This is a genomic window from Rivihabitans pingtungensis, assembly GCF_003201855.1.
GTDB lineage: Bacteria > Pseudomonadota > Gammaproteobacteria > Burkholderiales > Aquaspirillaceae > Rivihabitans > Rivihabitans pingtungensis.
This window is the reverse complement of sequence record NZ_QJKI01000010.1, coordinates 87,030-112,768: the sequence shown is the minus strand read 5'-3', so window position 1 is coordinate 112,768 and position 25,739 is coordinate 87,030. Positions and strand designations below refer to the sequence as shown.

General features: G+C 61.6%; 20 protein-coding genes and 1 pseudogene. 11 read left to right on the top strand and 10 right to left on the bottom strand.

All coding sequences use genetic code 11. From position 1 onward, the window contains the following. Positions 1 to 105 precede the first annotated feature (105 nt). The 6 genes and pseudogenes from DFR34_RS17370 to DFR34_RS09395 all read right to left on the bottom strand — a co-directional run. Positions 106 to 666, bottom strand: a pseudogene (locus DFR34_RS17370) (ORC-CDC6 family AAA ATPase); the annotation flags it as partial. A 1-nt stretch (position 667) separates the two neighbouring features. After that, positions 668 to 1,327, bottom strand: a complete 660-nt coding sequence (locus DFR34_RS09420; RefSeq protein ID WP_110390897.1) for a hypothetical protein — start codon at positions 1,325 to 1,327, stop codon at positions 668 to 670. Positions 1,328 to 1,692: 365 nt separating this feature from the next. Next, positions 1,693 to 2,100: a type II toxin-antitoxin system MqsA family antitoxin gene (locus DFR34_RS09415; protein WP_110390896.1), complete on the bottom strand. Its 408-nt coding sequence runs from the start codon at positions 2,098 to 2,100 to the stop codon at positions 1,693 to 1,695. Between the two features lie 2 nt (positions 2,101 to 2,102). Next, positions 2,103 to 2,399, bottom strand: coding sequence for a type II toxin-antitoxin system MqsR family toxin (locus tag DFR34_RS09410; protein ID WP_110390895.1), 297 nt, complete (start codon positions 2,397 to 2,399; stop codon positions 2,103 to 2,105). A 341-nt stretch (positions 2,400 to 2,740) separates the two neighbouring features. Then, entirely contained in the window at positions 2,741 to 4,459 is a 1,719-nt protein-coding gene (gene argS / locus DFR34_RS09400) for an arginine--tRNA ligase (protein ID WP_110390894.1), read from the bottom strand. A gap of 339 nt (positions 4,460 to 4,798) precedes the next feature. Continuing rightward, positions 4,799 to 5,761 carry an Rpn family recombination-promoting nuclease/putative transposase gene (locus DFR34_RS09395; RefSeq protein ID WP_158281788.1) on the bottom strand — a complete coding sequence of 321 codons (963 nt, stop codon included), beginning with the start codon at positions 5,759 to 5,761 and terminating at the stop codon, positions 4,799 to 4,801. A 307-nt stretch (positions 5,762 to 6,068) separates the two neighbouring features. Between DFR34_RS09395 and DFR34_RS09390 the strand changes: the two genes are divergently transcribed. The 8 genes from DFR34_RS09390 to clsB all read left to right on the top strand — a co-directional run bounded on the left by DFR34_RS09390 (position 6,069) and on the right by clsB (position 14,423). Continuing rightward, a complete protein-coding gene (locus DFR34_RS09390) occupies positions 6,069 to 7,805 on the top strand; it encodes a cation:proton antiporter domain-containing protein (RefSeq protein WP_110390892.1) in 1,737 nt (578 codons plus the stop codon). A gap of 355 nt (positions 7,806 to 8,160) precedes the next feature. Continuing rightward, the gene (locus DFR34_RS09385) at positions 8,161 to 9,405 is read left to right on the top strand and encodes a lipoprotein-releasing ABC transporter permease subunit (RefSeq protein WP_110390891.1); all 1,245 of its coding nucleotides are present in this window, start codon (positions 8,161 to 8,163) and stop codon (positions 9,403 to 9,405) included. After that, complete coding sequence (gene lolD / locus DFR34_RS09380; protein ID WP_110390890.1) at positions 9,398 to 10,099, top strand: lipoprotein-releasing ABC transporter ATP-binding protein LolD; 702 nt, start codon at positions 9,398 to 9,400, stop codon at positions 10,097 to 10,099. The genes DFR34_RS09385 and lolD overlap by 8 nt, the downstream gene beginning before the upstream one ends. Further along, the gene (locus DFR34_RS09375; RefSeq protein WP_110390889.1) at positions 10,096 to 11,397 is read left to right on the top strand and encodes a mechanosensitive ion channel family protein; all 1,302 of its coding nucleotides are present in this window, start codon (positions 10,096 to 10,098) and stop codon (positions 11,395 to 11,397) included. The genes lolD and DFR34_RS09375 overlap by 4 nt, the downstream gene beginning before the upstream one ends. Beyond that, positions 11,394 to 12,008 (top strand): response regulator transcription factor, encoded by a 615-nt coding sequence (locus tag DFR34_RS09370; protein WP_110390888.1) that lies wholly within the window; start codon positions 11,394 to 11,396, stop codon positions 12,006 to 12,008. Before DFR34_RS09375 ends, DFR34_RS09370 begins: the two co-directional genes overlap by 4 nt. 3 nt (positions 12,009 to 12,011) lie before the next feature. Next, positions 12,012 to 12,470, top strand: coding sequence for a dihydroneopterin triphosphate diphosphatase (nudB, locus tag DFR34_RS09365; RefSeq protein WP_110390887.1), 459 nt, complete (start codon positions 12,012 to 12,014; stop codon positions 12,468 to 12,470). Continuing rightward, a complete protein-coding gene (locus DFR34_RS09360) occupies positions 12,470 to 13,225 on the top strand; it encodes an endonuclease/exonuclease/phosphatase family protein (RefSeq protein WP_110390886.1) in 756 nt (251 codons plus the stop codon). Before nudB ends, DFR34_RS09360 begins: the two co-directional genes overlap by 1 nt. A 4-nt stretch (positions 13,226 to 13,229) precedes the next feature. Further along, entirely contained in the window at positions 13,230 to 14,423 is a 1,194-nt protein-coding gene (gene clsB, locus DFR34_RS09355; protein WP_110390885.1) for a cardiolipin synthase ClsB, read from the top strand. Between the two features lie 313 nt (positions 14,424 to 14,736). Here clsB and acs read toward each other — a convergent pair whose 3' ends face one another. The 3 genes from acs to DFR34_RS09340 form a co-directional block, all read right to left on the bottom strand. Continuing rightward, entirely contained in the window at positions 14,737 to 16,701 is a 1,965-nt protein-coding gene (gene acs / locus DFR34_RS09350; RefSeq protein WP_110390884.1) for an acetate--CoA ligase, read from the bottom strand. Positions 16,702 to 16,777: 76 nt separating this feature from the next. Continuing rightward, positions 16,778 to 18,451, bottom strand: coding sequence for a cation acetate symporter (locus tag DFR34_RS09345; protein ID WP_110390883.1), 1,674 nt, complete (start codon positions 18,449 to 18,451; stop codon positions 16,778 to 16,780). Then, complete coding sequence (locus tag DFR34_RS09340) at positions 18,452 to 18,757, bottom strand: DUF485 domain-containing protein (protein ID WP_110390882.1); 306 nt, start codon at positions 18,755 to 18,757, stop codon at positions 18,452 to 18,454. A 379-nt stretch (positions 18,758 to 19,136) separates the two neighbouring features. On the opposite strand from DFR34_RS09340, the gene DFR34_RS09335 reads away from it, so the two are divergent. Next, positions 19,137 to 20,015, top strand: a complete 879-nt coding sequence (locus tag DFR34_RS09335) for a LysR family transcriptional regulator (RefSeq protein ID WP_110390881.1) — start codon at positions 19,137 to 19,139, stop codon at positions 20,013 to 20,015. Positions 20,016 to 20,396: 381 nt separating this feature from the next. Beyond that, entirely contained in the window at positions 20,397 to 21,512 is a 1,116-nt protein-coding gene (locus DFR34_RS09330; RefSeq protein ID WP_158281787.1) for a glycosyltransferase family 4 protein, read from the top strand. Between the two features lie 234 nt (positions 21,513 to 21,746). Here the strand turns inward: DFR34_RS09330 and DFR34_RS09325 are convergent, their stop codons facing one another. Then, positions 21,747 to 23,771 carry a methyl-accepting chemotaxis protein gene (locus tag DFR34_RS09325; protein WP_110390879.1) on the bottom strand — a complete coding sequence of 675 codons (2,025 nt, stop codon included), beginning with the start codon at positions 23,769 to 23,771 and terminating at the stop codon, positions 21,747 to 21,749. A 488-nt stretch (positions 23,772 to 24,259) separates the two neighbouring features. Here DFR34_RS09325 and argA point away from each other — a divergent pair, with 488 nt between their 5' ends. After that, complete coding sequence (gene argA, locus DFR34_RS09320; RefSeq protein ID WP_110390878.1) at positions 24,260 to 25,570, top strand: amino-acid N-acetyltransferase; 1,311 nt, start codon at positions 24,260 to 24,262, stop codon at positions 25,568 to 25,570. The last annotated feature ends 169 nt before the right edge of the window (positions 25,571 to 25,739 follow it).

Sequence of the window (25,739 nt, the reverse complement as noted above, 5' to 3'; positions counted from 1 at the left end):
CGCTTCCGGCGTTTGGCCAGAGCTTACGAGAAGCTGCCGCAGACGCTGGCTGGATTACATTACGTGGCGTTTGCCATGTTGATGCTGCCGCACCTTCCTGATGTTGTTGGGATGGTTCAGAACATGCTCTAGCTCTTCGCAGAGATCCTGGATGGCATCCTTGAATGATTCGACATCAGGCACGACATAGTCATCCAATATCTGCCCAGGATTTTTGAATGAGTCCTCGAAACGTTGTGCCACCTTCTCGAGTTCTGTCATCTCGCCCGCGAGCCCGATTGGCCCCCCAGCCAAAACTGAGGCGGACTGCGTCGGTTTTGCCAGCAAACCAATTTGATAAAGTGTTCGCAGAACACGTGATGCTAGGCGCGCCAACATCCAGTGCTGGAACTGCTGCTCGTTCTTGGTGTTTAACAACGAACTCTTTATGAACGAGACGTACACGGGGACCACGAGAGTGCCGCTGAACTCGGCGAATTGCTGCTGCTCGCAGACACGCAGCAAGAACGACTTTCCGGTACCTCTGCTGCCTTCGAGGATGACTGGGCTCGCTGACTTCAGCGCTGAGATCAACTGCAGGTCCCGCTCTGTCGGCACAAACAGGTCAAGGATCTCTTCTGGTCGAATGTCCTCGGTTCGAATGACAAAGCTTTTAAAATCGTTCATGTTAAGCACCTTGTTCGAATGCTGATCGGATTGCCGCTATATGCCCCAACTGATCGGTCACGGCAGCTTCTAGAGGCCCCCGCTTAGCAACAGACAGATCGTTCAAGTATCTCAGCGTAAACGCAAAGTGCGCGACAAGTCGAACAGATTTAGCCTTTGAAAGCCATAAATCAAACGTATTTTGAGAGAATGTGAGGCTGGTGGGAAGTGGAATGTGATTTGGTACATTGCCGTGAATGCACTCGGAAAGCTCACGATAGAGCGTTTGTGCCAACTGCCTAAAGTGTGGAACGTGTTCCGAGAGCTCAGGGAAGAATCCGCGGCAAGATCGAACACTCAGAGGACCGTTCTCTGGATCGACGAGAGTGGCCCAAATCGTGTCCTTCTCCCCTTTAAACCACTCAGCACGTAGAACAAGGTCTGCCGAAAGGTGAGTGCTCTGCAGGCAAAGCTCAAGGACCAGTCGCAGACCTTTGAATCCATTTCGATATTGCCCCTGGCAAATGTTTAGGGCAGCCAAGACGTATTCGCTGGAGGCAGTCTCGATAAGTCTGGCTTCCATCTGCCTGTCGAGAACCGCTCGCCAAGTATCCAAGTCCCCAGCGAAGAGGTAAGCATCGCCAAGGTGCGCGTGGTTGTCACCCCGCAGCGACATCTCCATGGTCTGTGTGCACTGATCATGGAGTTGCCGAAAAATGGCACTGCTCCCAGTCGTCGGCTGTTGTGCCCCAGTTTCCTGGGGGCTATTTTTGTCTTGCACCTTGGCACCTCCGTCAAGCAATCATAGTGGCCATTATTGACCGACCCCATCTTTTCGATTCACACGTAGCACGCAGCCGTCCGGAAACACAGCAACGCAAAAGGGGCAGAGGTCAGCTTAGTGCCATCAACAGGCAAGGGTCACGACCGTCCGTTCATGGCCAAGAGCGGGCCATAGAATCTGGCCAGGCGAACTACAGCAACCGCTGCAAAGCAATTCTTCACCCACGCAATCCATCTCCCTCACGCTGGCGCCTACGCCGGGCGTTATTCCCCCGAGGTCCGGATCTCACCCAGCAACTCAGGATGGCGGTCCAGCACCTGGAGCAGCTTGACGAGCGCCAGCGGCGGCTTGGTCTTGCCGTTCTCGTAGCGCGAGAACGCATTGACGCCTCCTCCAAAAATCTCGGCGGCCTCCCGTTGGTCCAACGCCAGCTTCTTGCGCACACCCGCAATGAAGCCCGGATCGACGATGCTGGCGTTCACCTGCCGGTTGAAGGCCAGCATGGCCGCGCTCACGCGCGCCGACTCGGCGCCATCCAGCACGCTTTCGCCGCAGGCTGGGCAGAAGTCTCCCGCCACGGCTGCAATGGCTGTGGTCTCGCCCTTGTAGGTGTAGGGCAGGTCGCGGGTGTCATGCACCAGCTCGGCCGCTGCGCAGATGGGGCATCGCATGTTCACAACTCCTTGAAGGACACGATGAGCACGTCGTCGATCACCGTGAGTTTCAAATAGACCTCGCCCGCCGCAGTACGGGAGCGGTACACGTCTTGCCAGATGCGGTGGTCGGCGTGTGTGGTCATGCTCTTGTAGAAGTCCCGAGGTTCCAGTGCCATAACCACGCCAAGCATTCCGCCGAAATCCAGGCCCAATGCAGCGCCGCCAGTCAATGCCGAGAAGGTTGCCCTAACCTGTCCCGCCTCGATCAGCGCCTTCACCATCTGCAACTTGCAGTGAGGGGTTCCTTTTTCCATAAGCTAACCTACTAGGTTAAATTTGGCAACTTGGTTAATTATCATGCGGCATCGTTGTCGGGTGCGATGCGATGGGCAGCCTTCGCGCTGGGGCGCCGTCGAGAGCAAGCAGTCGGCGTTCTCGCTCAGGAGCTTGGGCATGCCGTCGGTCTTGCTGTCGGGCCAGACCGCGCGCCGGCTCTCGAAATCCACCCAGTCTTATTGCAACGAGACGATCTCGGAGAGACGCGCGGCGAACTCGAATTGCAGCCGGATGCCGGATCGCCAGAGGGATGACGCAGTTCTCGCGCCCCTCGGCGCGGTGTGGCAAAGAGATTTACACGCTTGCCACCCGCCCCCGCTCACATCGCCTCCAACACCTCAATCCCCAGCAAATCCAGCCCGGTCTTCAGCGTCGCCGCGGTCAGGCGGGCCAGTTGCAGGCGGGAGGCGCGTACGGCGCCTTCGCTTTTCAGCACCGGGCAGGCTTCGTAAAAGCGCATGAACAGGGTGGATACCTGATACAGGTATTGGCAGAGAAAGTGCGGGTAGCCTTCGTCGGCGACGTGGTAGAGCACGTCGTTAAACTGCGCCAGGGCGACGGCCAGGGCTTTTTCTTCGGCGGCGTCGATCTGCACCGGGGCGTTGGCGTCGTGTTCGCCGGCTTTGCGGAACAGGCTGGCCACGCGGGTGTAGGCATATTGCAGATAGGGCGCGGTGTTGCCTTCAAAGGCCAGCATCTGGTCCCAGTTGAAGATGTAATCGCTGTTGCGGTTTTTCGACAGGTCGGCGTATTTCACCGCGCCGATGCCCACGGCCAGCGCCACGCGGCGGCGGGCGTCGTCGTCCAGGTCGGGGTTTTTCTCGCTGACCAGCTGGAAGGCGCGTTCTTCGGCTTCGTCCAGCAGTTCGATCAGTTTGACGGTGCCGCCGCTGCGGGTTTTAAACGGTTTGCCGTCTTCGCCCATCATGGTGCCAAAGCCGATGTGTTGCAGCTGGACGTTTTCCGGGGCAAAGCCGGCCTTGCGGCACAGGGTGAACACTTGCTGAAAATGCTGGCTCTGGCGGGCATCCACCACATACAGCACGCGGTCTACGCCCAGTTCGCGGCAGCGGTAGCGCACCGCGCCCAGGTCGGTGGTGGTGTAGAGGTAGCCGCCGTCTTTTTTCTGGATGATGACGCCCATCGGGTCGCCGTCCTGGTTGCGGAATTCTTCCAGAAACACCACTTGTGCGCCGTCGTCTTCGGCCAGCAGGCCTTTTTCGCGCAGTTCGCGCACGATCACCGGCAGATCGGCGTTGTAGGCGGATTCGCCGCGCGCGTCGGCGCGGGTGAGGCTGACGCCCAGTTTGCGGTACACCGCTTCGCAGTGGGTGAGCGAGACATCGACAAATTGCTTCCACAGCGCCAGCACTTCGGCGTCGCCGGATTGCAGGCGCACCACATAGTCGCGGGCGCGGTCGGCAAAGGCGGCGTCTTCGTCAAAGCGGATTTTGGCCTTGCGGTAAAAGTCTTCAAGGTCGTTCAGCGCCAGGCCGGCGTCCTGGTTTTCGCTTTCCACCAGGTAGGCGGTGAGCATGCCAAACTGGGTGCCCCAGTCGCCCACGTGGTTGCAGCGAATGGTGTCGTGGCCGATGGCGGCCAGCACGCGCACCAGCGCGTCGCCGATGATGCTGGAGCGCAGGTGGCCGACGTGCATTTCTTTGGCCAGATTGGGCGAGGAGTAATCGACAATCACCTTCTGGCGCGGGCTTTGCGGCTCGATGCCCAGGCTGGGGCTGGCCAGCGCGGCGCTGACCTTGCCGGCCAGAAACGCCGGGTCGAGGTGGATATTGATAAAGCCGGGGCCGGCGATTTCGATTTTGCTGGCGATGCCGGCCAGGTCCAGCTGGGCAATCACTTGCTCGGCCAGCGCGCGCGGGTTGGTTTTTTTGGCTTTGGCGGCGGCCATGATGCCGTTGGCCTGATAGTCGCCAAACTCGGCGCGCGAGGCGGTTTGCAGAATGGGCGAGGCGTCCGGGCAGCCAGCGGCGGCCAGCGCGGCGGACAGGCGTTGATTGAGCAGTTGCGAAAGGGTCATGGCGTCTCTTGCGGGAAGCGCGCCGCCGCCAGGGCGTCACGCAGGGATAGGATGAGGCGATGCTGACAAAATCCGGCGCAGTGGCCCGGCCCAGGCGCGCCGCCGCAGGCAGCACAACAAGACGGGGTCACAACGCCAGGGCATTTGGTCAGCAACGTTAAGCAATGCGTTATTTTACAGGCTGGGGCGGGTGGCTGCAAAAGGCCTCAGGGGCATTGCCTGAACACGGGTCGTCCAGGCGGCTTACTGCTGCTTTGGTGCCGCTTGTCACGGGCGGCGAGGAGAAGGAGGTCGCGGAGGGCGGCGGCTTGGCATGGCCGCCATCCGGGCAAGGCAGAATCAGTGCCGGGTGTCGCCAAACACCTCGTCCAGCGAGCGCGCATCCAGCACCCGGTCGCCCCAGGTTTCCAGTTGGGCGGGCGTGGCGGCGGCAAGTTTGGCCTGCTGGGCGGCGGACAGTTCGCCAAAACGCCGGGTGAGCTGGCGTTGCAACAAGAAGGCTTCACCTCGCTGCATACCCTGCTGCACTCCCTTGGCAATCGCCTGAGCTTCCCAGCGGTCGATATTGGTTTCCAGCATCTTGATTCCTCTCGTCAGCTCGTCTGCGTCAGGGGTGTTCAATCCCGGCATTCTGCTTTTCAGCCGGTATTTTATCCAGCGCGCCAACACCCGGTCGAGGCGCTGCTTGAACGGGGATTTCGCAATGGCGTCCGCCAGACTGCGAATCGCACGTTTGGCCGCAGCGGTGTCGGGGGTGTGTTCAAAACAAAAAATCGCCGCCATCACCCGCTGCATGTCTTCCAGCTCGGCGGCGGCGAAGGCGCCTTCGTCCAGCAGCCAGAATTTCAGCTGCGGCTGAAACGGTTTGAGCACGGGCGGGTGCGGGCGGATCAGCGCATACAGCTCGCTGCTTTGCCGCCAGCGGGCGTCACCGTTGTACAGCACGATGGGCAGCACTGGCGGCAGGCCGTCAGCGATGTCTACCGCCTTGCTGCGCAATAAATGGTCGTACAGTGCGGCGACATATTGCAGCATACGTGCCGGCATGGTGTCGTCTGGCGTGGATTGAAACTCCAACAGCAGATAGAGATAAATCCGCCGCCCCTGCAACTCAACCGACCAGACAAGATCATCCGCCCGTGGCTTCATCGCCGGGGTGACGTAGTTGCCGCTTTCCAGCCGCAGCGTGGTGTAATCAAGCAGCTCGGACACGCCCGGCGGGGCGAAGGTTTCCAGCAACTCTTGTACCAGTTCGGCGTGAGAAAACAGGTATTTATAACCGCTGTCGTGGAGATGTGCCATGCTGGGCAGTGTAGCTTGATGGGTGGGTGGGCTCAAGGCCAGACAAGGGTGAACGGATAGCTGCCCAAGCTCACCGCGTCGTGGCGGCAACGCTGATGACATGAACGCATCAAGCCCGCGCCCACTCCGCCCGCCGCTCAGGCAAAAATCGCGCCTGATGATGGATTTGGGGTGAACCATTGCGCCGGGGCGGTGGTCTGGTCATATAAAAGCCGTGAACCAAGCCGCTGCCCCACGCAGTGGCCAGGCGCAAATAACAATATGTCGGCGATGCCGGCCTTTCCCCGCCTTGAGAACAGGAGATTCCATGCCGCATGACGTGCCATTGATCACCACCCTTGCCGCCGGCTTTGGCCTGGCCTTGATTCTGGGCTTTGCCGCCGCCCGCCTGCGCCTGCCGCCCTTGCTGGGTTATTTGCTGGCCGGGGTGATTATCGGGCCGGGCACGCCGGGTTTTGTTGCCGATGTGGCGCTGGCGGGCCAGTTGGCGGAAATTGGCGTGATGCTGCTGATGTTTGGCGTCGGGCTGCATTTTTCTTTGGCGGATTTGCTGGCGGTGCGCAAGGTGGCGGTGCCGGGCGCAGTGGTGCAGATTGGCGTGGCCACCTTGATGGGCATGGGCGTGGCCTGGTGCTGGGGCTGGCCTATTGGCGCCGGCTTGGTGCTGGGGCTGGCTTTGTCGGTGGCCAGCACGGTGGTGCTGTTGCGCGCGCTGGAAAGCCGGGGCGAGCTGGATTCCAGCAATGGCCGGCTGGCGGTGGGCTGGCTGGTGGTGGAAGACCTGGTGATGGTGCTGGTGCTGGTGTTGCTGCCGCCCTTGGCCGGCGTGCTGGGCGGCAGTAGTTCGGCGGGCGGCGGCGCGGTGGAAGGTTCGCTGTGGACGGCGCTGGGCATCACCCTGGCCAAGGTGGCGGCGTTTATTGCGCTGATGCTGGTAGTGGGCCGGCGGGTGTTGCCCAAGGTGCTGTGGTGGGTGGCCGGGGCGGGCTCGCGCGAGCTGTTCACCCTGTGTGTGATTGCCGCTGCGCTGGGCGTGGCGTATGGCTCGGCCAAGCTGTTTGATGTGTCGTTTGCGCTGGGGGCGTTTTTCTCGGGGATGATGCTGCGCGAGTCGGAATACAGCCACCGTGCGGCGGATGAATCGCTGCCGTTGCGCGATGCGTTTTCGGTGCTGTTTTTTGTGTCGGTGGGGATGTTGTTCGATCCGGCGGTGCTGCTGACCGATCCGGTCAAGGTGCTGGCGGTCACGCTGGTGATCATGGTCGGCAAAACCCTGGCGGCGATTGCCCTGGTGTTGCTGATGCGCCTGCCGCTGAACACCGCGCTGACCGTCGGCGTGAGCCTGGCGCAGATTGGCGAGTTTTCGTTTATTTTGGCCGGGCTGGGCGTCGGGCTGAACCTGCTGCCGCGCGAGGGGCAAAACCTGATTCTGGCCGGTGCCATGTTGTCGATTGCCTGCAACAGCCTGTTGTTTGCCGCCATCACCCCGCTGGAGCAGCGCTTGCGCGCGCGCTACCGCTGGGCGCGCGAGCTGGCCTTGCGGCCTGATCCCCTGTCCGAGCTGCCCGGCACGGTGCATAGCGAGTCGCTGAGCGGCCAGGTGGTGTTGGTGGGCCATGGCCGGGTGGGTTCGCGCGTTGCCGATGCGCTGCTGGCGCGGCAGGTGCCGGTGGTGGTGGTCGAGCGCCGGCGCGAGGCGGTGGAAGCGCTGCGCGCCCAGCATCGCCCGGCGGTGGTGGGCGACGGCGCCGAGCCCTCGGTGCTGATTCAGGCGCATATCGCCCGCGCCAGCCTGTTGGTGGTGGCCACCCCGGATTTGTTTGACGCGCGCAAAATGGTGGACATCGCCCGTGCGCTCAACCCTGGCATTGCCGTGCTGGCGCGCGGCGACGACAGCGCCGAGGCCGAGCTGTGGCGGCAGGAGCAGCTGGGCGCGGTGGTGGCCAGCGATGCGGCGATGGCGCGCGAGCTGGTGGAGCAGATTGTCGCCTTGCGTGGCGAATCCGCCGTGCATGGTGGTCATGGCGCGGCGAGCCAGACTTGAGACACGTAGCCGCTCGTCTGTCGCAGGGCTGCCGTTTTTTGGCGCAGCTCACAAAACCCGACGTGGCGGTCTGGGTCAGGCGTGTTAAGCGTTGTGTGGGCGTGTCGGGATGGTCGCTTGGGTGCACACCACACCCCTGCTGCCCAGCCGTTCCAGAGTAAGCCCGCCCGATTGTGCCGGTGTGCTCAGTACGCCGGGGAGGGAACCCCAGCCGCGCGGTGGCGGTCTGCTACAGGGACGCCGCCAGGGTATTACACTCGCCGACCCTCATCGACATGGGCATAATACGCCGTGTGGTGTTCGGCCCTGGCCGCGCGCATTCCCCGCAACTTCCCGCCCGCGTGGCGATGGTGTCATGACTTCATTCGAAACCCTGATCGGGCTGCGTTATCTGCGCGCCAAGCGGCGCAATAGCTTTATTTCTTTTATTTCCCTGATTTCCATTGTCGGCATCGCCCTGGGTGTGGCGGCGCTGATTATTGTGCTGTCGGTGATGAACGGTTTTCAGAAAGAAATCCGTGGCCGCATTCTGGGCGTGGCCTCGCATCTGGAAATCACCGGCATGAACAACCGGCTGGACAACTGGCGCGGCGCCATGGCGGTGGCGCGTCAGGATGCGCGGGTGACGGCCAGCGCGCCGTTTGTGTCGGCGCAGGGCCTGCTGTCGGTGGGGCCGAATGTGCGTGGGGCGATGGTGCGCGGCGTGCTGCCCGAGGCAGAAAACACCGTGGTGGACGTCGGCCACAAGATGCTGGTGGGCCAGCTCAGCGATTTGCAGCCAGGCGGCTTTGGCATTGTGCTGGGCGTCGAGCTGGCGCGGCAGCTGGGGGTGGGCCGTGGCGACAAGGTGACGCTGATCACCCCGCAAGGGCAGATCACCCCGGCCGGGATGATGCCCCGGCTCAAGCAGTTCACCGTGGTGGGGGTGTTCAAGGTGGATATGTTTGAATACGACGCCTCGCTGGCGATGATCCAGCTGAAAGACGCGCAGACGTTATTCCGCCTGGACGACGCCGTGTCCGGGGTGCGGCTCAAGCTGAATGATTTGATGCTGGCGCCGGCGGTCAAGCATGCCTTGGCGCCCAAGCTCACTTACGATATGTATCTGACCGACTGGACCGACCAGCACGCCAGTTATTTTCGGGCGGTGCAGATCGAAAAACGCATGATGTTCATCATTCTGACGCTGATTGTCGCCGTGGCGGCGTTTAATCTGGTGTCCACGCTGATCATGACCGTGACCGACAAACAGGCCGACATCGCCATCTTGCGCACGCTGGGCGCGGCGCCAGGCTCGATCATGCGCATTTTTGTCATTCAGGGCGCGTTGTCCGGCCTGATTGGCACGCTGTGCGGCGTGGGCGGCGGCGTGCTGGTGGCGCTGAATCTGGATGTGCTGGTGCCGGCCATCGAACGGCTGCTGGGCAGCAAGATTTTTTCTTCCGAGGTGTACTTGATCGACAAACTGCCGTCTGACGTGTTGCCGGGCGATGTGCTGACCATCACGGTGATTTCCCTGCTGTTGGCCTTGCTGGCCACGCTTTACCCCAGCTGGCGCGCCTCGCGCACGCAACCGGCGGAGGCGCTGCGCTATGAGTGATCAGGTTCCTGTGCTGGTGGCCAGCCATGTCAGCCGCATTTATCAGGAAGGCCCGCTGAAGGTCAGCGTGTTGGCCGATGTCAATTTGCAGGTGGCGGCCGGCGAGCGCATCGCCATTGTCGGCGCCTCTGGCTCGGGCAAGAGCACGCTCTTGCACCTGTTGGGCGGGCTGGATGCGCCCAGCAGCGGCGAAATCCGCGTGCAGGGCCAGTTGCTGTCCAATCTGGGCGAGGCGGCGCGCGGCGCGCTGCGCAACCGCGCGCTGGGCTTTGTCTATCAGTTTCACCATCTATTGCCAGAATTCACCGCGCTGGAAAACGTGATGATGCCGCTGCTGATTCGCCGCCTGCCCGGCAAAGAGGCCAGCGCGCGCGCGGCGGCCATGCTGGACAAAGTGGGCCTGGCAGCGCGCTTGCAGCATAAGCCGGGCGAATTGTCCGGCGGCGAGCGTCAGCGGGCGGCGCTGGCGCGCGCCTTGGTCACCGAGCCGGCCTGCGTGCTGGCCGACGAGCCCACCGGCAATCTGGACCACGCCACCGCCCGGCGGGTGTTCGAATTGATGCTGGAGCTGAACGCCAGCCTGAACACCAGCCTGGTGATTGTCACCCACGACCGCGAGATGGCGCGCCAGACCGGCCGGGTGCTGACCCTGGAAGACGGCCGGCTGGTGGACGCCAAGGAGATGGCGCAATGAGCGCGTTGAATCCACGCAACCAATCTTTTGAAGCCCTGCTGGCTACCTTGGCCGAACCGCAGGCGCAACTGGATCTGGCGCTAGGCTTGGCCTGGGCCCTGCTGGCCTGGTGGCTGGCGCGACGGTTTACCCGCTGGATGGCAGCCGACGATGTGCACGCCGAGCGCTTTTTGCCTTATGTGCTGCAGCGAGTAAGTTTCCCGCTGCTGGCCGCCGCTGGCCTGGGGCTGGCGCATGTGCTGCACCGGCAGTGGGGTGAGCCCAGCGGCTGGATGCTGATCCAGACCGCGGTGATGGGCTGGATGGCCATCACCCGTGTGCTGGCTGCCTGCATCAAGCGCGTGCTGCCAGCCGGCAAGCTGGAGCGCAGCGCCGAGCAATTGGTGGCCTGGACCTTATGGATCAGCTACATCAGCTGGGGCGTGGGGCTGGATGATTTTCTGGTGGATTGGCTGGATTCGATCGCTTTTCATGTCGGTAAGACCAAGCTGTCCGCCTGGATGCTGCTGAACGGGGTGTTCTGGCTGATCGCCATTATCCTGGCATCGATGTGGGTGTCGCGCATCATCGAAAAGCGCGTGCTGGGCTTTAATCACCTGGATATGAATCTGCGCATTGTGCTGGTCAATCTGTCGCGCACCCTGCTGGTGGTGCTGGGCGTGCTGATTGCCTTGCCGGTGGTGGGCATTGATCTCACCGTGTTGTCGGTCTTCGGCGGCGCGCTGGGCGTGGGCCTGGGCTTTGGCCTGCAAAAAATCGCCAGCAATTATGTGTCCGGTTTTATCATCCTGCTGGAGCGCTCGATCCGCATTGGCGACCGCGTCAGCATCGACAACCGGGTGGGTTATATCAGCCAGATCACCGCCCGCTACACCGTGCTCAAAGGGGCCGACGGCTCGGAGGCGCTGGTGCCGAACGACACGCTGATTGCCAATACCGTGGTGAATCAATCGTATTCGGACAAGGCCATCTGGCTGTCGATTCCGGTGCAGGTGGCCTACGGCACGGATCTGGACCTGGCCTTGCGCGTGCTGCGCGAAGCAGCCGATGCGGTGTCGCGCGTGCAAAAAGACCCGGCGCCGGCGGCATTTGTGGCGGCGTTTGCCGAGAATGGCATCAATCTGGAGCTGGGCGTGTGGTGCGGCGACCCGGAAAACGGCCTGCTGGGCCTGCGCTCGGCGGTGAACCTGGAAATCTGGCGCCGCTTTGCCCAGGCCGGCATCGGCATGCCGTTTCCGCAGCGGGAAGTGCGCATCCTCAACCCATCCCAACCAACTCAGGGGGGCGAGCCCACATGAATCCACGCAGTGTGGCGATTGTCGATGACGACGAAGCTGTGCGCGATGCGCTGTCCTGGTTGTTCAGCTCCAAAGGCCTGCCCACGCTGAGCTTTGCCTCGGGCGAGGCGCTGCTGGCGGCGTTTGACGTCGAGCGCATCGGCTGCCTGGTGCTGGACGTGCGCATGGCGCCGATCAACGGCCTGGCCTTGTTTGAAAAACTCTTGGCCAGCCAGCCCTATTGCCCACCAGCGATTTTTTTGACCGGCCACGCCGATGTGCCGCTGGCGGTGTCGGCGCTGAAAATGGGCGCGGTGGATTTTTTGGAAAAACCCTTCGACGACGTCGTGTTGATCGAGCGGGTGGAAGCCGCGCTGGAGCGCGATGTCAGCGCCCGCGCCGCCCTGGCCAGCCGCCACCAGCTGGAAGCTCAGCTGCGCCAGCTGACCGAGCGCGAGCGCGAGGTGATGGCGCTGATTCTGGACGGCAAGCTGAACAAGCAAATCGCCGAGGCGCTGGACATCAGCATCAAGACCGTCGAAGTCCACCGCGCGCGCGTGCTGGAAAAAATGGCGGTCAAATCTGCCGTCGAGCTGGCCGGCCGGCTGTCCAGCCTGCGTCAGGAGCCGTGATCCATGGGCAATAAGCAACCGATTTCCGTGCTGGTGGTGGTGCACACCGCCGATTTGCAGGTGCTGCTGCTGGAGCGGGCCGATTACCCCGGCTCCTGGCAATCGGTGACCGGCAGCCGCGAGGGCGAAGAAACCCCGCTGCAAACCGCCCGGCGTGAGCTGCACGAAGAAACCGGCCTGGACGCCAACCACTATGTGCTGAGCGACTGGGGCGTGCAAAACCGCTATGAAATCTACCCCAAATGGCGCCACCGCTACCCGGACGGCGTCACCCACAACACCGAACACGTCCTGGGCCTGATGCTGCCGGCGCCGCTGGCGGTGACGCTGGCGCCGCGCGAGCATCTGGCCTGGCGCTGGCTGCCCTGGCAAGCCGCCGCCGAGCAGGTGTTTTCTCCGTCCAACGCCGACGCCATCCGCCTGCTGCCCGCGCGGCTGGCCCGCGCCGCCCAGCCCGCCTGATGACCGCCCACGCCCTGCACATCGCCACCTACAATATGCACAAGGGCTTAAGCCCGCTGAACACCCGGCTGCGCCTGCCCGACATCGCCCGCAGCCTGAAAACCCTGGCCGCCGACGTGGTGTTTTTGCAAGAGGTGCAAGGCCGGCACAGCGCGCGCGCCCAACGCTTTGCCGACTGGCCGGCCGAGGCGCAGCACCAATACCTGGCCCGCCAGCTGCACGCCCGCGCCACCTATGGGCTGAACTGCGCGCACGAACACGGCCACCACGGCAACGCCATTTTGTCGCGGCTGCCGGTTGAGCACTGGTGCAACCGGGATATTTCGGTCAACCGCTTTGAATCGCGCGGCGTGCTGCATTGCGATTTTCGCCCGCCCGGCTGGCACAGCGGGCTGACCGCGCTGTGCGTGCACCTTAACCTGCTGGCGCGCGACCGCAAAAAACAGTTTGCCGCGCTGCGCGACTACATCGCCCACGCCGTGCCGGCCGAGCATGCGCTGATCATCGCCGGTGATTTCAACGACTGGCGCGCCCAGGCCAATGATCTGCTGGCCGGCGAGCTGGGCCTGAGCGAGGTGTTTCACACCCTGCACGGCGCGCATGCGCGCAGCTACCCGGCGCGGCTGCCCATGCTGACGCTGGACCGCATTTACACCCGTGGCCTGCGTGTCACCCAGGCGCAGGTGCATCACGGCGCGCCGTGGGCGCAGCTGTCTGATCACCTGCCGCTGTCGGCCACCTTGTTGCCGGAGTAAGCGCATGGGCCGGCTGTGGCGCCACAATGCGGTGACTTTGCTGTGCGACGGCGCCGAGTTTTTTCCGGCGCTGCTGGCCAGCCTGAACGCCGCCCGGCGGCAAATCCAGCTGGAGACCTATATCTTTCGCATCGACGCCACCGGCGAGCGCATTGCCCGCGCGCTGATGGCCGCCGCCCGTCGCGGGGTGGAAGTCAATGTGCTGCTGGATGGCTTTGGCTGTGCGGATTTTCCTGATCACTGGCTGGACGCCCTGCGCGCGGCCGGGGTGAATGTGCGGTTTTTTCGCCCCGAGGTGCTGCGCTGGTGGCCGCGCCGCAGCCGCCTGCGCCGCCTGCACCGTAAACTGGCGCTGATCGACGCCCACACCGCGTTTGTCGGCGGCATCAATCTGCACGACGACCGCGACAACGCCGGCCCGGAAGACGCGCCGCGCTACGACTACGCCGTGCGCGTATGCGGCCCGGTGGTGGCCGATATTCAGCACACCATGCGCCAGCTGTGGCTGAGCGTGGCCTTTGGCCCACTGGTGGCGCGCGGCCCGCAGGCGCTTACCCGCTTATTGAGCAAGAGCCAGGAGCTGCACGCCGACACCCGGCCGGCCGGCGTGCAATCCGCCCGGCTGTTGGTGCGCGACAACGGCCGCCACCGGCTGTCCATCGAGCAAAGCTATCTGCGGCAAATCCGCCGCGCCCAGCACGAAATCCTGATCGCCAATGCCTACTTTTTGCCCGGCCTGCGCCTGCGCCACGCGCTATGCGACGCCGCCCGGCGCGGGGTAAAGGTCAAGCTGCTGCTGCAAGGCCGGGTGGACCACGCCATCCTGCACTACGCCACCCGCATGCTGTACCGGGATTTTCTCAATAGCGGGATTGAAATCCACGAATACCAGGCGGGGTATATGCACGCCAAAGTGGCGGTGATCGACCGGCGCTGGACCATGGTCGGCTCGTCCAATATCGACCCGTTCAGCCTGCTGCTGGCGCGCGAGGCCAATCTGCAAATCCAGCACGCCGACTTTGCCCAAGGCCTGCGCCGGCACATGCTGCACAAAATCCAGCGCCACGCCCGCCAAGTGGCCCCGCAGGAGCTGACACAAGCCTCCCTGCCCAAACGCGCGCTGGTGTGGCTGTGCTACGGCCTGGTGCGCGCCGGGATTCAGGTGTCGGGGTATGGTGGGGGGTATTATCAGGAGTGAGAAGCAGGCTTGCGTGGTGAAACCCGGTCAAATGGCCAACAGACCATGACGTCAGACTTCAGGAATGCTGTCATCGTTTTTTAAAAGCGATTCACAAAACTCAGCCCAGTGCACGCGGTTTCGGGCAGTATAAAGTGGCAAAGTGGTGCAACAACGCCAAGAGGGGGTTGTTCGCCACGCTGACTATGCAGATCAGCCACACAAACAAAAAAAACCGCACCTGTCCGGAAAACCCGGACAAGGCGCGGCAATCGCAGGGAAACGGACTTCCAGCTCGCCGGGCAGGCGCGAGCCGGAAGGTAAAACACATCAATTACACAGCGTCTTTCAGCTGGCCCAGGATGTGCGGGTTTTCCAGGGTGGACACGTCCTGGGTGATCTCTTCGCCCTTGGCGATGGAGCGCAGCAGGCGGCGCATGATCTTGCCGGAACGGGTCTTGGGCAGGTTTTCGCCAAAGCGGATGTCGTCCGGCTGGGCGATCTTGCCGATTTCGTGGGCCACCCAGGCTTTCAGTTCAGCGGCAATCTTCTTGGCTTCTTCGCCTTCCGGACGAGCGCCCTTGAGCACCACGAAGGCCACCACGGCTTCGCCCTTCACATCGTGCGGCTTGCCCACCACGGCGGCTTCGGCCACCAGCGGGTTGGCCACCAGGGCGGATTCGATTTCCATGGTGCCCAGACGGTGGCCGGACACGTTCAGCACGTCGTCGATGCGGCCCATGATCCAGAAGTAGCCGTTTTCGTCGCGGTTGGCCGAGTCGCCAGCCAGGTAGTATTGGCCGTTGAACTCTTCCGGGAAGTAGGTTTTCTTGAAGCGGTCCGGGTCACCCCAGATGGTGCGCACCAGCGACGGGAACGGCTTCTTGATCACCAGGAAACCGCCACGGCCCGGCTCAACCTGGGCGCCGGATTCGTCAACGATGTCAGCGATGATGCCCGGCAGCGGCAGGGTGCAAGAACCCGGCTTGGTCGGCACAGCGCCCGGCAGCGGGGCGATCATCGCCGAGCCGGTCTCGGTTTGCCACCAGGTGTCCACGATCGGGCAACGGCTGCCGCCCACCACTTCGTAGTACCACATCCAGGCTTCCGGATTGATCGGCTCACCCACGGTGCCCAGCAGGCGCAGGCTGGACAGGTCGAACTGGTTCGGCAGGTCGGAACCCAGCTTGATCAGCGAGCGGATGGCGGTCGGGGCGGTGTAGAAGATCGAGACCTTGTGGTCTTGAATCATGCGCCAGAAGCGCGAGGCGTTCGGGTAGGTCGGCACGCCTTCAAACACCACCTGGGTGGCGCCATTGGCCAGCGGGCCGTAGCAGATGTAGGAGTGGCCGGTGATCCAACCCACATCGGCCGTGCACCAGTAAACGTCGTCTTGCTTGAAGTCGAACACGGTGCGGAAGGAGTTCATCGCGCCCAGCAGGTAGCCGGCGGTGCTGTGCTGAATGCCCTTGGGCTTGCCGGTGGAGCCGGAGGTGTACAGGATGAACAGCGGATCTTCGGCGTTCATCCATTCCGGTTCGCAGCTCACCGGCTGGTCTTTGGTCAGCTCGGTCCAGCACACGTCGCGGCCTTCGGTCCAGGCGACCTGGGTCGGGGTGCGTTGGTACACCACCACTTTTTGCACCGAAGCCGTGCCGTCCATGGCCAGCGCTTCGTCCACGGTGGCCTTCAGCGGCACGGTCTTGCCGCCGCGCAGGCCTTCGTTGGCGGTGATCACCAGCTTGGCGCCGGCGTCTTCGATGCGGTCTTTCACGGCGCCGGCGGAGAAGCCGCCGAACACCACGGAATGGATGGCGCCGATGCGGGCGCAAGCCTGCATGGCGACAATGGCTTCGGCCACCATCGGCATGTAGATGACCACACGGTCACCCTTGACCACGCCCAGGCTCTTCAGGCCGTTGGCGAACTGACACACGCGGCGGTGCAGTTCGGCGTAAGTAATATTTTCGACTTCGCCACCGTCGGCTTCAAAAATCAGCGCGACTTTGTCGGCGCTTTGCGCCAGATGACGGTCGATGCAGTTGTAGGAGACGTTGAGCTCACCATCGGCAAACCATTTGAAGAACGGCGCATTGCTGTCGTCGAACACCTGGGTGAACGGCTTGTGCCAGGTCAGCAGATCGCGCGCCAGGCCGCCCCAGTAGCCGGCGTAATCCTGATTGGCCTGCTCGCACAGGGCGTTGTAGGCTTCCATGCCGGAGATGGTGGCCTTTTGGCGGAAGGCATCGCTCGGCGCAAAGCTGCGAGTTTCTTTCAGGACGGATTCGATGGTGGACATTCAGTAGCTCCTTTGTAGTGCAGGGGGGAGGCCGACCGCGCCCGAAAGCGCGGCGGCTTGTTTCTTGAGTTTCTGATTAGTGCTTGGAGGCGCCAGCTGCACCGATGCCGGTCATGGCGCGGACGAACTGGGCGTCAAACAGCTTGCGTTCTTCTTGAGCCTGCTTGGAGTTGTCCATCACGGACACCAGCCAGGTGGTCACAAAGGCCAGGGTCATGGAGAACAGCGCCGGGTTCTTGTAAGCGAACGGAGCCGAGCCCTTGGCGTTGCCCATCACGTCAACCCACACTGCCGGGCCGAGGACGATCAGCAGCACGGCGGAGAACAGGCCGACAAAGCCGCCCACCACAGCGCCACGGGTGGTCAGACCCTTCCAGAACATGGACAGGAACAGCACCGGGAAGTTAGCCGAAGCGGCGATGGAGAAGGCCAGGCCCACCATGAAGGCGATGTTCTGCTTTTCGAAGATGATGCCCAGGACGATGGCGATCACGCCCAGCACCAGAGTGGTGATCTTGGACACGCGCATTTCAGCAGCTTCGTCAGCCTTGCCCTTCTTGATCACCGAGGCGTACAGGTCATGCGACACGGCAGAGGCGCCAGACAGAGCCAGACCTGCCACCACGGCCAGGATGGTGGCGAAAGCCACAGCCGAGATGAAGCCCAGGAACAGGTTGCCGCCCACGGCCTTGGCCAGGTGCACAGCAGCCATGTTGTTGCCGCCGATCAGCTTGCCGGCTGCGTCCTTGAACTCGGGGTTGGTGCCCACCAGGAAGATGGCGCCAAAACCGATGATGAAGGTCAGGATGTAGAAGTAACCGATGAAGCCAGTGGCGAAGAACACCGATTTGCGGGCTTCTTTGGCGTTGGACACGGTAAAGAAGCGCATCAGGATGTGCGGCAGGCCAGCGGTGCCGAACATCAGGGCCAGGCCCAGCGACACAGCGTCAATCGGGTTGGACACCAGTTGGCCCGGCTCCATGATGGCGGCGTGCTTGTCGTGCACTTCCACAGCCTTGCTGAACATCGCTTCCGGGCTGAAGCCGACCGAGGCCAGCACCATGAAGGCCATGAACGAAGCGCCGGACAGCAGGATCACCGCTTTGATGATCTGCACCCAGGTGGTGGCCAGCATGCCGCCGAACATCACGTACAGCACCATCAGCACACCCACCAGCACCACGGCGGAGGCGTAGTTCATGCCGAACAGCAGTTGAATCAGCTTGCCGGCGCCCACCATCTGGGCGATCAAGTACAGCGCCACCACCACCAGGGTGCCGGTTGCCGCCAGGATGCGCACATGGGTTTGATTCAGGCGATAGGAAGCCACGTCAGCGAAGGTGAACTTGCCCAGGTTGCGCAGACGCTCGGCCACCAGGAACAGAATCACCGGCCAGCCGACCAGAAAGCCGATGGAGTAGATCAGGCCGTCGTAGCCTTTTTCGAACACCATGGCGGAAATACCCAGGAACGACGCGGCGGACATGTAGTCGCCCGCGATGGCCAGGCCATTCTGGAAGCCGGTGATGCCGCCGCCAGCGGTATAGAAATCGGAAGCCGAACGGGTGCGACGCGCCGCCCAGTAGGTAATGCCCAGGGTGAAGGCCACAAAGGCGAAAAACATCACGATGGCCGAGATGTTCAACGGGGCTTTCTTGACTTCACCCTGCAATGCATCCCCGGCGGCGAATGCCGCCACTGGCGCGAGCGCCAGCGCGGCGTAACCTGCATATTTGAGCCAACGATTCATTTACTTGGACTCCTCGACGATTTCCTGGTTGAGCTGGTCAAACTCGGTGTTGGCGCGGCGCACGTAGATGCCGGTCAGCACGAAGGCCGACAGGATGATCAACACGCCAACCGGCATCCCGAGGGTGGTCACGCCGCCGCTGAGCGAGGCGCCCAGCGATTTCGGCGCGAAAGCCAGGATCAGGATGAAGCCGTAGTAAATCGCCAGCATCACAATCGACAGCGTCCAGCCAAATGTCGTCTTCTTGTGGACGAGCTCGGCGAACTTCGGGTTTTGTTGCACCCGTTTCAGAACGTCTTCGTTCATGTGTTTCCTCCTTTGTGACACAAACCCCGGAAAGGCTTGCTTGCGAGGAATCTACTTAACGTTAGCGTCAACGTGCTAATCGCAATTTCTGATGAAAAAAATCAGCGATTTGAATGCTGCATAGCAATAGACTAATATAAACAAATGGTTACATAGTGAAAATGACGCCAAGATGGGTTGGCGGAGGGGGGCAAATTTCTAGTAGAATCACTCTAAAAAACACACCTTCGACCCGCACATGACGGCGGGCGACTGGGCCATAACAGCATCCGGGGGCCGACCAGGCAGGGCGATCCGGATGCGCCCGCCGGCTGCCAAGCAGTCAGGACGGGCACAGACATACCCCCCACATCACTGCCTGCTGGGGAGAGAGATCGTCATGGAAATTTATCAACTGCGGACCTTTGTCACCGTGGCGCAACAGGGCCATCTGACACAGGCAGCAGAGCTGTTGCATTTGAGCCAGCCTGCGGTCACCGCACAAATCAAGGCGCTGGAAGAAGAAGTCGGCATGCCGCTGTTCGAACGCACCGCCGGCGGGGTGAACCTGTCGCGCATCGGCCAGGAGCTGTTGCCGCAGGCGCAAGCCATCCTGGAGGCCAGCCGCGAGCTGCTGTACCGCTCGCGCAGCCTGAAGGGCCAACTGGCCGGACGGGCGGTGATTGGCGCCATCACCACGCCAGAAATGATCAATATCGGCCCCTGGGTGGCTGCGCTGATCGAAAAATACCCGCTGCTGGACATCCAGTTGCAGCACGGCGTCACCGGCGGCGTGCTTAACCGCGTGCGCAAAAAGGAGCTCGACGCCGGGTTTTACATCGGCAAAAACCCCTATGTAAACGTCAACACCGTGCATCTGACCGAAATGCGCTTTCGCGTGGTGGCCCCGCCAAGTTGGCGCGAACGCATTGCCAGCATGAGCGCCAAAGAACTGGGGAAACTGCCTTGGGTGGGCATTTCCCAGCAATCCAGCCTGCACAAGCTCACCAGCGAGTTATGGCGAGAAATGAACATCTCACCGAAGAAAATCACCGAGGTAGACCACATCCCCTGCATCGCCAGTCTGGTGCGCGCCGGGGTCGGGCTGGCCATCATGCGCGAAGACGAAGCCACGGCCATGCAGCACAGTGGTGATCTGGTGCTGGTGGGTGACTACGGCAAAACCACCGACCTGCACTTCATTTACAGTGCCGACCGTGAAGGCGATCCGATCATTGAGGCGCTGCTGACCGAACTGGCCGCCATGTGGAAGCACTGAGCCGGCACGCCCGGATTCCACGTCACGCAGCGTATAGCCCACCGCCCATGGATGATTCATGGCCGGTGGGCTGTTGCCGTTGCGCAACCGGCCAGACCGCCATCTACCAGCCTGGATGCCGCCTCTTCAACCCGATGCAAAGATGACAGATATATTGCATATCTCCCGACTTGCCCACACACCTTAACCCTTCAGCAGTTTTTCAGTCGTTTTTTCTGCGATTTCAATCTCTCTGGCCACGCAAAACACGCCAACCATATTATGATACCGGCCAGCCTCAGCCCGCCATTTGGCTGAGAATAAATAAAAATCGGTTCAATAATAAACACACCCGCAATGAAAATTGGAATTGTCTGGGAACATGGCGTCAGCAAATGGACCATGGCCCCCTTTGAAGAATTGCTGGACAAACACGATGTCACGGTGTTTGTCGGTGAAAAAAACAAATTCTCCACCGAGGGCGTGCGCATTCCCCAGCAGGCACTCACCCGACGGGGTGAACTGCGTGCGGCGCTGGCCGACCCGGCCTTCGCCTTGGCCCATCTGCGTACACCATACAAGAGATTTTATTTTTATCTCAATAGTTTACGCGCCGCCGTCGATGACAGTTTTGATGTCATGATCTGTGGCGATGGCAGCCGCTCGCTGAATACCCTGGCCACGCTCAAACCATCACGGCGCTACAAGCTGGTCGTGTCTTATAGCGAAAATATTCCAGTGCGTTCGATTTTTGACGCCAAAACGGATTTGATCAAGAAGCGCGCCTGGTCCGCCATCGATTTGCTGACACCGTGGTGTGAGCATATTCGCCTGGGCATGGAAGACGAAGGCGTGACCCCGCCGATTCAGACCATTCCAATGGGCATATGCCAGGATATTTTTCAGCCACGGGAAAAAGACCATGCCTTGTGCGCGCAGTATGGTCTGGACCCTGATAAATTCATCTTTTCATATATTGGCAAGCTGGTGAGCTGGAAAGGCGTGCAATATCTGCTCTACGCCGCCAAGGTGCTCAAACGTCAAGGCCGGACAAATTTTCAGATCGCCATCACCGGACGCGGCGCACAGCTGGATAATCTGAAAAAAATCATTGCCGACCTGGGGCTGCAAGAAGAAGTGGTGTTTACCGGCTTTTTGCCGTACACCGAGGTGGGACGTCTGCACAACCTGGCCGATTGCCTGGTGCTGCCCAGTGTGCCGACGCTGACCTGGCAGGAACAGTTTGGCATGGTGCTGGTGGAAGCCATGGCCTGCCGCAAACCGATTCTGGGCTCACGTTCTGGCGCCATACCGGAAGTCTCGGCCGGCGCCAGCCTGCTGCATACCCCAGGCGACTGGCGCGAGCTGGCCGCCGACATGGCGCGTTTACTGGACGATCCGGCCCTGTGTGCACAATTGGGGGAAACCGGCTATCGGCGGGTGTGCGAGCGCTATACCAAGCAACATACCGCCCGTCAGTACGAAGCCGCGCTGCTGCGCCTGCTGGCAGCGGGTTAAGAGCGGCTAACAAAACCCTCCTGGCGTCGTTGCGCGGCCTTGCCGTACTTCTTGTACTGTCTGCGGCCGCACGCCTAGCCAGGAGCGCTGCGCTGGGTTTTGTTAGCCGCTCTAAGTGCCGCGCAGCCAACGCGCCAGGCGTTCATGCGCGGCTGAACGGCTGACATGCCTGATCAGGATCGCTTTACCGGCTAGGGTGAGCCATCGGCGGCAATAGCCGCCGATGGGACCAGACTACAGCTTGAAGTGCGACACAATCTCGCGCAGGCTGGCGGCCAGCGCCTGCGCCTGGCGGGTGGCCTGCGCGCTGTGCTGCACAGCGCTGTCGTTGTCCGCCGCCATGCTGCTGATGCGCTCGGCGTTACGGGCGATGTCGGTGCTGGCCAGCGACTGCTCGGCGGTGGCATTGGCAATTTCGTGGATTTTCTCGATCAGCGTGCTGTTATTGCCGTGGATCGAGGCAATCGATTGCGCGGCCTGCTGGGCCAACTCCACCCCCTGGTTGACCTGGGTCAGCGCCACACTCATTTCGCCGGCGGCGTGGCGGGTGTCCTGCTGAATGGCGGTGATCATGCCGGAGATTTCCACCGTGGCCTGGCCGGTGCGCTCGGCCAACTTGCGCACCTCGTCGGCTACCACAGCAAAGCCGCGCCCTTGTTCGCCAGCGCGGGCGGCCTCAATCGCAGCATTCAGCGCCAGCAGATTGGTTTGGTCGGCCACATCACGAATCACGTTGACGATGGCGTTGATCTGCGTCGAGCGGCTTTCCAGCGCCGCCAGATTGTCATTCAGATGGCGCACGGTGCCGGCAATCTGGCCGATTTCGCTGGACGAACGCTCCACCACTTGCGCCGATTCGCGGGTGAACTCCACCGTGCGGTTCACCACTTGCTCGGCGTCGCGGGCGCTGTCGGCAATGTGGGTGATGCTGGTGGTGACTTCTTCGATGGTGGCCGCGGTGGCGCTGGCCGCTTCGGCCTGGCGCTGCGAACCGTCCGCCACCTGACCAGATACTTGCCCCAACTCGTCGATATGCTTGCCCAATTGCTCGGCGTGCTGGCGCACTTCGCTGAACATGCTGTGCAGTTGACCCACAAAGGCGTTGAACGCCTCGGCCACCTTGCCGATTTCATCCTGGCTGGTGACTTCCATGCGCCGGGTCAAATCGCCCGAGCCGCTGGACAGATAGCTCATGGCGCGCGACAACGCATTCAGCGGACGCAGCAGGCCGGACAGCACCAGATACAGCACGCCAGCCAAGACCAGCACACAGCCCAGGGCGATCAGCAAGGATTGATTGCGGGTGGCCACCGCCGGCGCCAGCACTTCGTCCATTGGCACGCTCACCATGGCGGCCCACGGCGTGCCGGATTGGCCGATGTGGACCGGGGTCAGGAAGTGCATCCAGTTGCCCTCCGTAGCATAGCGAAAAGTCTTGCCTGCCTTCACCGCTGCCAACGCTTCGGCAGGCGCATCCTGTGCCGGCTTGCCCAGCTTGCCGGTATCCGGATTGGCGATATATACCCCGCCATTGGACAAGACACTCACATAACCATGATGAAACGGCTTGACCTGAGCCAACTCGGCTTGCACACCGGCCAGCGGCACATCCACCCCGGCAGCACCGATAAAGCGGCCATTGCTGTCCTTGATGGGCGCCACAAACGAGGTAAGCAGCATTTTCTGGCCAGCGACATCGTATTCATACGGTTCCAGCACCGTGTCAACACCGCGCTGCTTGGGCACCAGATAATAATCACCATCACCGGGGCGGTCATACTCCAGCACGTCACCCTTACCGCCACCGGGGATTTCCTGACTGATGCTGCCGTCCGGTTTGCGCGTGAAGTACGGCACATAGCGACCGCTGCGGTCATGATGCGCGGTATTGGCAAACTCGGCATCGCGTCCGTCCAGCGCATTGGGCTCGAACAGCGTCCAGATATTGATAAAACCGGTATTGGTTTGCAGGATGCGTTTTTGCAGCGCGTCCAGCGTCGGGCGCGAAGGCATGCTGCCCTGGCGCATGCCTTCCAGGGTTTGCGCCAGCAAGGAAGCGACCTTCATTGAGGCATTGAGCGATTGCTCGGTCTGCTCGGCATAGCGGGCTGCCATCTGCTCGGCCAGTTCTTCGCCCTCACGATGGGCATCGCGGCTGGTGGCCAGACTGGTAAAGCCAAGAATCACGGCCAGACCGACAGAGACGGTCAACATCACCGCCAGCATGATTTTTTTACGAAAACTCAATGATTTCAGCATTAGAGGGCTCTCCCGGTGGTGTTGCACTGCGTACGATCGGCAGGATGACCCCACACGCCCGCAGGCGCGGAGAGCTCCGGCTCTGATTATGTCAAGATAATTATTTTTGACGGGCCGGGCTGGGGTTGCCCTGGCCGGCGTCGGCGGCAAAGCCGCATCCCTCCTGAACTTACATCGGCATGATAGCCAGATTCATACAGGAAATTCAGCCTATATTTTATGAAAATGCATTCAATAAAGTCAGCAAGTGGCGAAAGAGCACTCGTACAAAGAATGACAAGAATTTTCATTGCTAACGAACCAGCCTGACCATGCTTCCAGGTGCTGCCGGATGTTTCATGCAAGCCAGTTGAATTGGCCGAATCGGGGCGGTCAGTCTGTCATGATCCTGCAATGCAACATTTTTCTGCCTGTCACGTGCACGGCAGCGGGCTTCCTGCTATCGTGAGCCACTTCCGTCACCCTTGCCGAATGTTTGCCATCCGCCAATGAGCACACCTGAGTTTGTCCAGTGGTTCCGTGAAGCCGCTCCTTATATCCACGCTTTCCGTGGCCGCATCTTTGTCATCGCCTTTGGCGGCGAGGTGGTCAGCCAGGGCAAGTTTGCCGGCCTGAGTTACGACCTGAATCTATTGGTCAGCATGGGTGTGCGCATTGTGCTGGTGCATGGCGCGCGACCGCAGGCCGAAGCGCTGCTGGCGGCGCATGGCCTGCAAACCCGCTTTCATGGCGCCTGCCGCATCACCGACCCGGATACGCTGGAAGTGGTCAAGCAGGCGGTGGGCGTCACTCGCGCCGACATCGAAGCCGGCTTGTCGATGGCCTTGCCCAATTCGCCGATGGCCGGCGCCAATCTGCGTGTGGCCGGCGGCAATTATCTGGTGGCGCGGCCGATGGGCGTGCGCGACGGCGTGGATATGCAGTCCACCGGGCAAATCCGCAAGATCGACACCCCAGGCATTCACGCCCGGCTGGATGCCGGCGAACTGGTGATGCTGTCCACCCTGGGCTATTCACCCAGCGGCGAGATTTTTAACCTGACGCTGGAAGAAGTCGCCGCCGCCACGGCGATTGCGCTGAAAGCGGAAAAATTGATTTTTCTCACCGACACGCCCGGCATCATGGATCAACATGGCGAGCTGCTGCGCCAGCTGACCGCCAGCGAGGCCGAGCAGTTTTTGCAAGAGCACGCCGACGAGCACAGCGACGCGGCGGTATACCTGCCGCAGGCCATCCGCGCCACCCGTCAGGGCGTCAAGCGCGCCCATTTGATCAGCCACCGCACCGACGGCGCGCTGCTGACTGAACTGTTCACCCACGATGGTATCGGCTCAATGATTTCGCCCGAGCCGCTGGTGCGGCTGCGCGAAGCCACCATTGACGATATTGGCGATATTTTGTCTTTGATCGAGCCGCTGGAGCGCCTGGGCACCCTGGTCAAGCGCGGGCGTGAGCAGTTGGAAATGGAAATCCAGAAGTTCTCCGTGCTGGAACACGATGGCCGGATTATTGCTTGCGTTGCCATGAACCACTTTGCCGACGAAGGCATGGCCGAGCTGGCCTGTCTGGCCGTGGATCCGGAATGGGCGGGTGAAGGCTATGGTGAAACCCTGCTGCGCCACGTGGAAACCCAGGCCCGGGCACTGAATGTGGCTACGCTGTTGGTGCTGACCACCCAGACCGCACACTGGTTTGTTGAACGGGGGTTTGTGGCGGGCGACATCAGTGAATTACCCCGTGCCAAGCAAAAAATTTACAATTACCAGCGCCGTTCCAAGGTTTTTTTCAAGAAGCTCTAGACGGATTTCGTGGTAAATGCGGATAATATAGCCGCATTTCATAACATAAAACGATAATCATATAGCTGAATGATACTTGCCAATGTAATATCGGCAAGCTTTCTGGCGCACAGGGAGACGGTGTCATGCGAAGAATGGCGTGGGCGGCTTGCGTCCGGCGAACAGACAC

Bases quoted from the DNA above. Each gene is read 5' to 3' on its own strand.
- DFR34_RS09420 (WP_110390897.1), bottom strand. From the start codon at position 1,327: ATGGAGATGTCGCTGCGGGGTGACAACCACGCGCACCTTGGCGATGCT.
- DFR34_RS09415 (WP_110390896.1), bottom strand. From the start codon at position 2,100: ATGCGATGCCCCATCTGCGCAGCGGCCGAGCTGGTGCATGACACCCGC.
- DFR34_RS09410 (WP_110390895.1), bottom strand. From the start codon at position 2,399: ATGGAAAAAGGAACCCCTCACTGCAAGTTGCAGATGGTGAAGGCGCTG.
- argS (WP_110390894.1), bottom strand. From the start codon at position 4,459: ATGACCCTTTCGCAACTGCTCAATCAACGCCTGTCCGCCGCGCTGGCC.
- DFR34_RS09395 (WP_158281788.1), bottom strand. From the start codon at position 5,761: ATGGCACATCTCCACGACAGCGGTTATAAATACCTGTTTTCTCACGCC.
- DFR34_RS09390 (WP_110390892.1), top strand. From the start codon at position 6,069: ATGCCGCATGACGTGCCATTGATCACCACCCTTGCCGCCGGCTTTGGC.
- DFR34_RS09385 (WP_110390891.1), top strand. From the start codon at position 8,161: ATGACTTCATTCGAAACCCTGATCGGGCTGCGTTATCTGCGCGCCAAG.
- lolD (WP_110390890.1), top strand. From the start codon at position 9,398: ATGAGTGATCAGGTTCCTGTGCTGGTGGCCAGCCATGTCAGCCGCATT.
- DFR34_RS09375 (WP_110390889.1), top strand. From the start codon at position 10,096: ATGAGCGCGTTGAATCCACGCAACCAATCTTTTGAAGCCCTGCTGGCT.
- DFR34_RS09370 (WP_110390888.1), top strand. From the start codon at position 11,394: ATGAATCCACGCAGTGTGGCGATTGTCGATGACGACGAAGCTGTGCGC.
- nudB (WP_110390887.1), top strand. From the start codon at position 12,012: ATGGGCAATAAGCAACCGATTTCCGTGCTGGTGGTGGTGCACACCGCC.
- DFR34_RS09360 (WP_110390886.1), top strand. From the start codon at position 12,470: ATGACCGCCCACGCCCTGCACATCGCCACCTACAATATGCACAAGGGC.
- clsB (WP_110390885.1), top strand. From the start codon at position 13,230: ATGGGCCGGCTGTGGCGCCACAATGCGGTGACTTTGCTGTGCGACGGC.
- acs (WP_110390884.1), bottom strand. From the start codon at position 16,701: ATGTCCACCATCGAATCCGTCCTGAAAGAAACTCGCAGCTTTGCGCCG.
- DFR34_RS09345 (WP_110390883.1), bottom strand. From the start codon at position 18,451: ATGAATCGTTGGCTCAAATATGCAGGTTACGCCGCGCTGGCGCTCGCG.
- DFR34_RS09340 (WP_110390882.1), bottom strand. From the start codon at position 18,757: ATGAACGAAGACGTTCTGAAACGGGTGCAACAAAACCCGAAGTTCGCC.
- DFR34_RS09335 (WP_110390881.1), top strand. From the start codon at position 19,137: ATGGAAATTTATCAACTGCGGACCTTTGTCACCGTGGCGCAACAGGGC.
- DFR34_RS09330 (WP_158281787.1), top strand. From the start codon at position 20,397: ATGGCCCCCTTTGAAGAATTGCTGGACAAACACGATGTCACGGTGTTT.
- DFR34_RS09325 (WP_110390879.1), bottom strand. From the start codon at position 23,771: ATGCTGAAATCATTGAGTTTTCGTAAAAAAATCATGCTGGCGGTGATG.
- argA (WP_110390878.1), top strand. From the start codon at position 24,260: ATGAGCACACCTGAGTTTGTCCAGTGGTTCCGTGAAGCCGCTCCTTAT.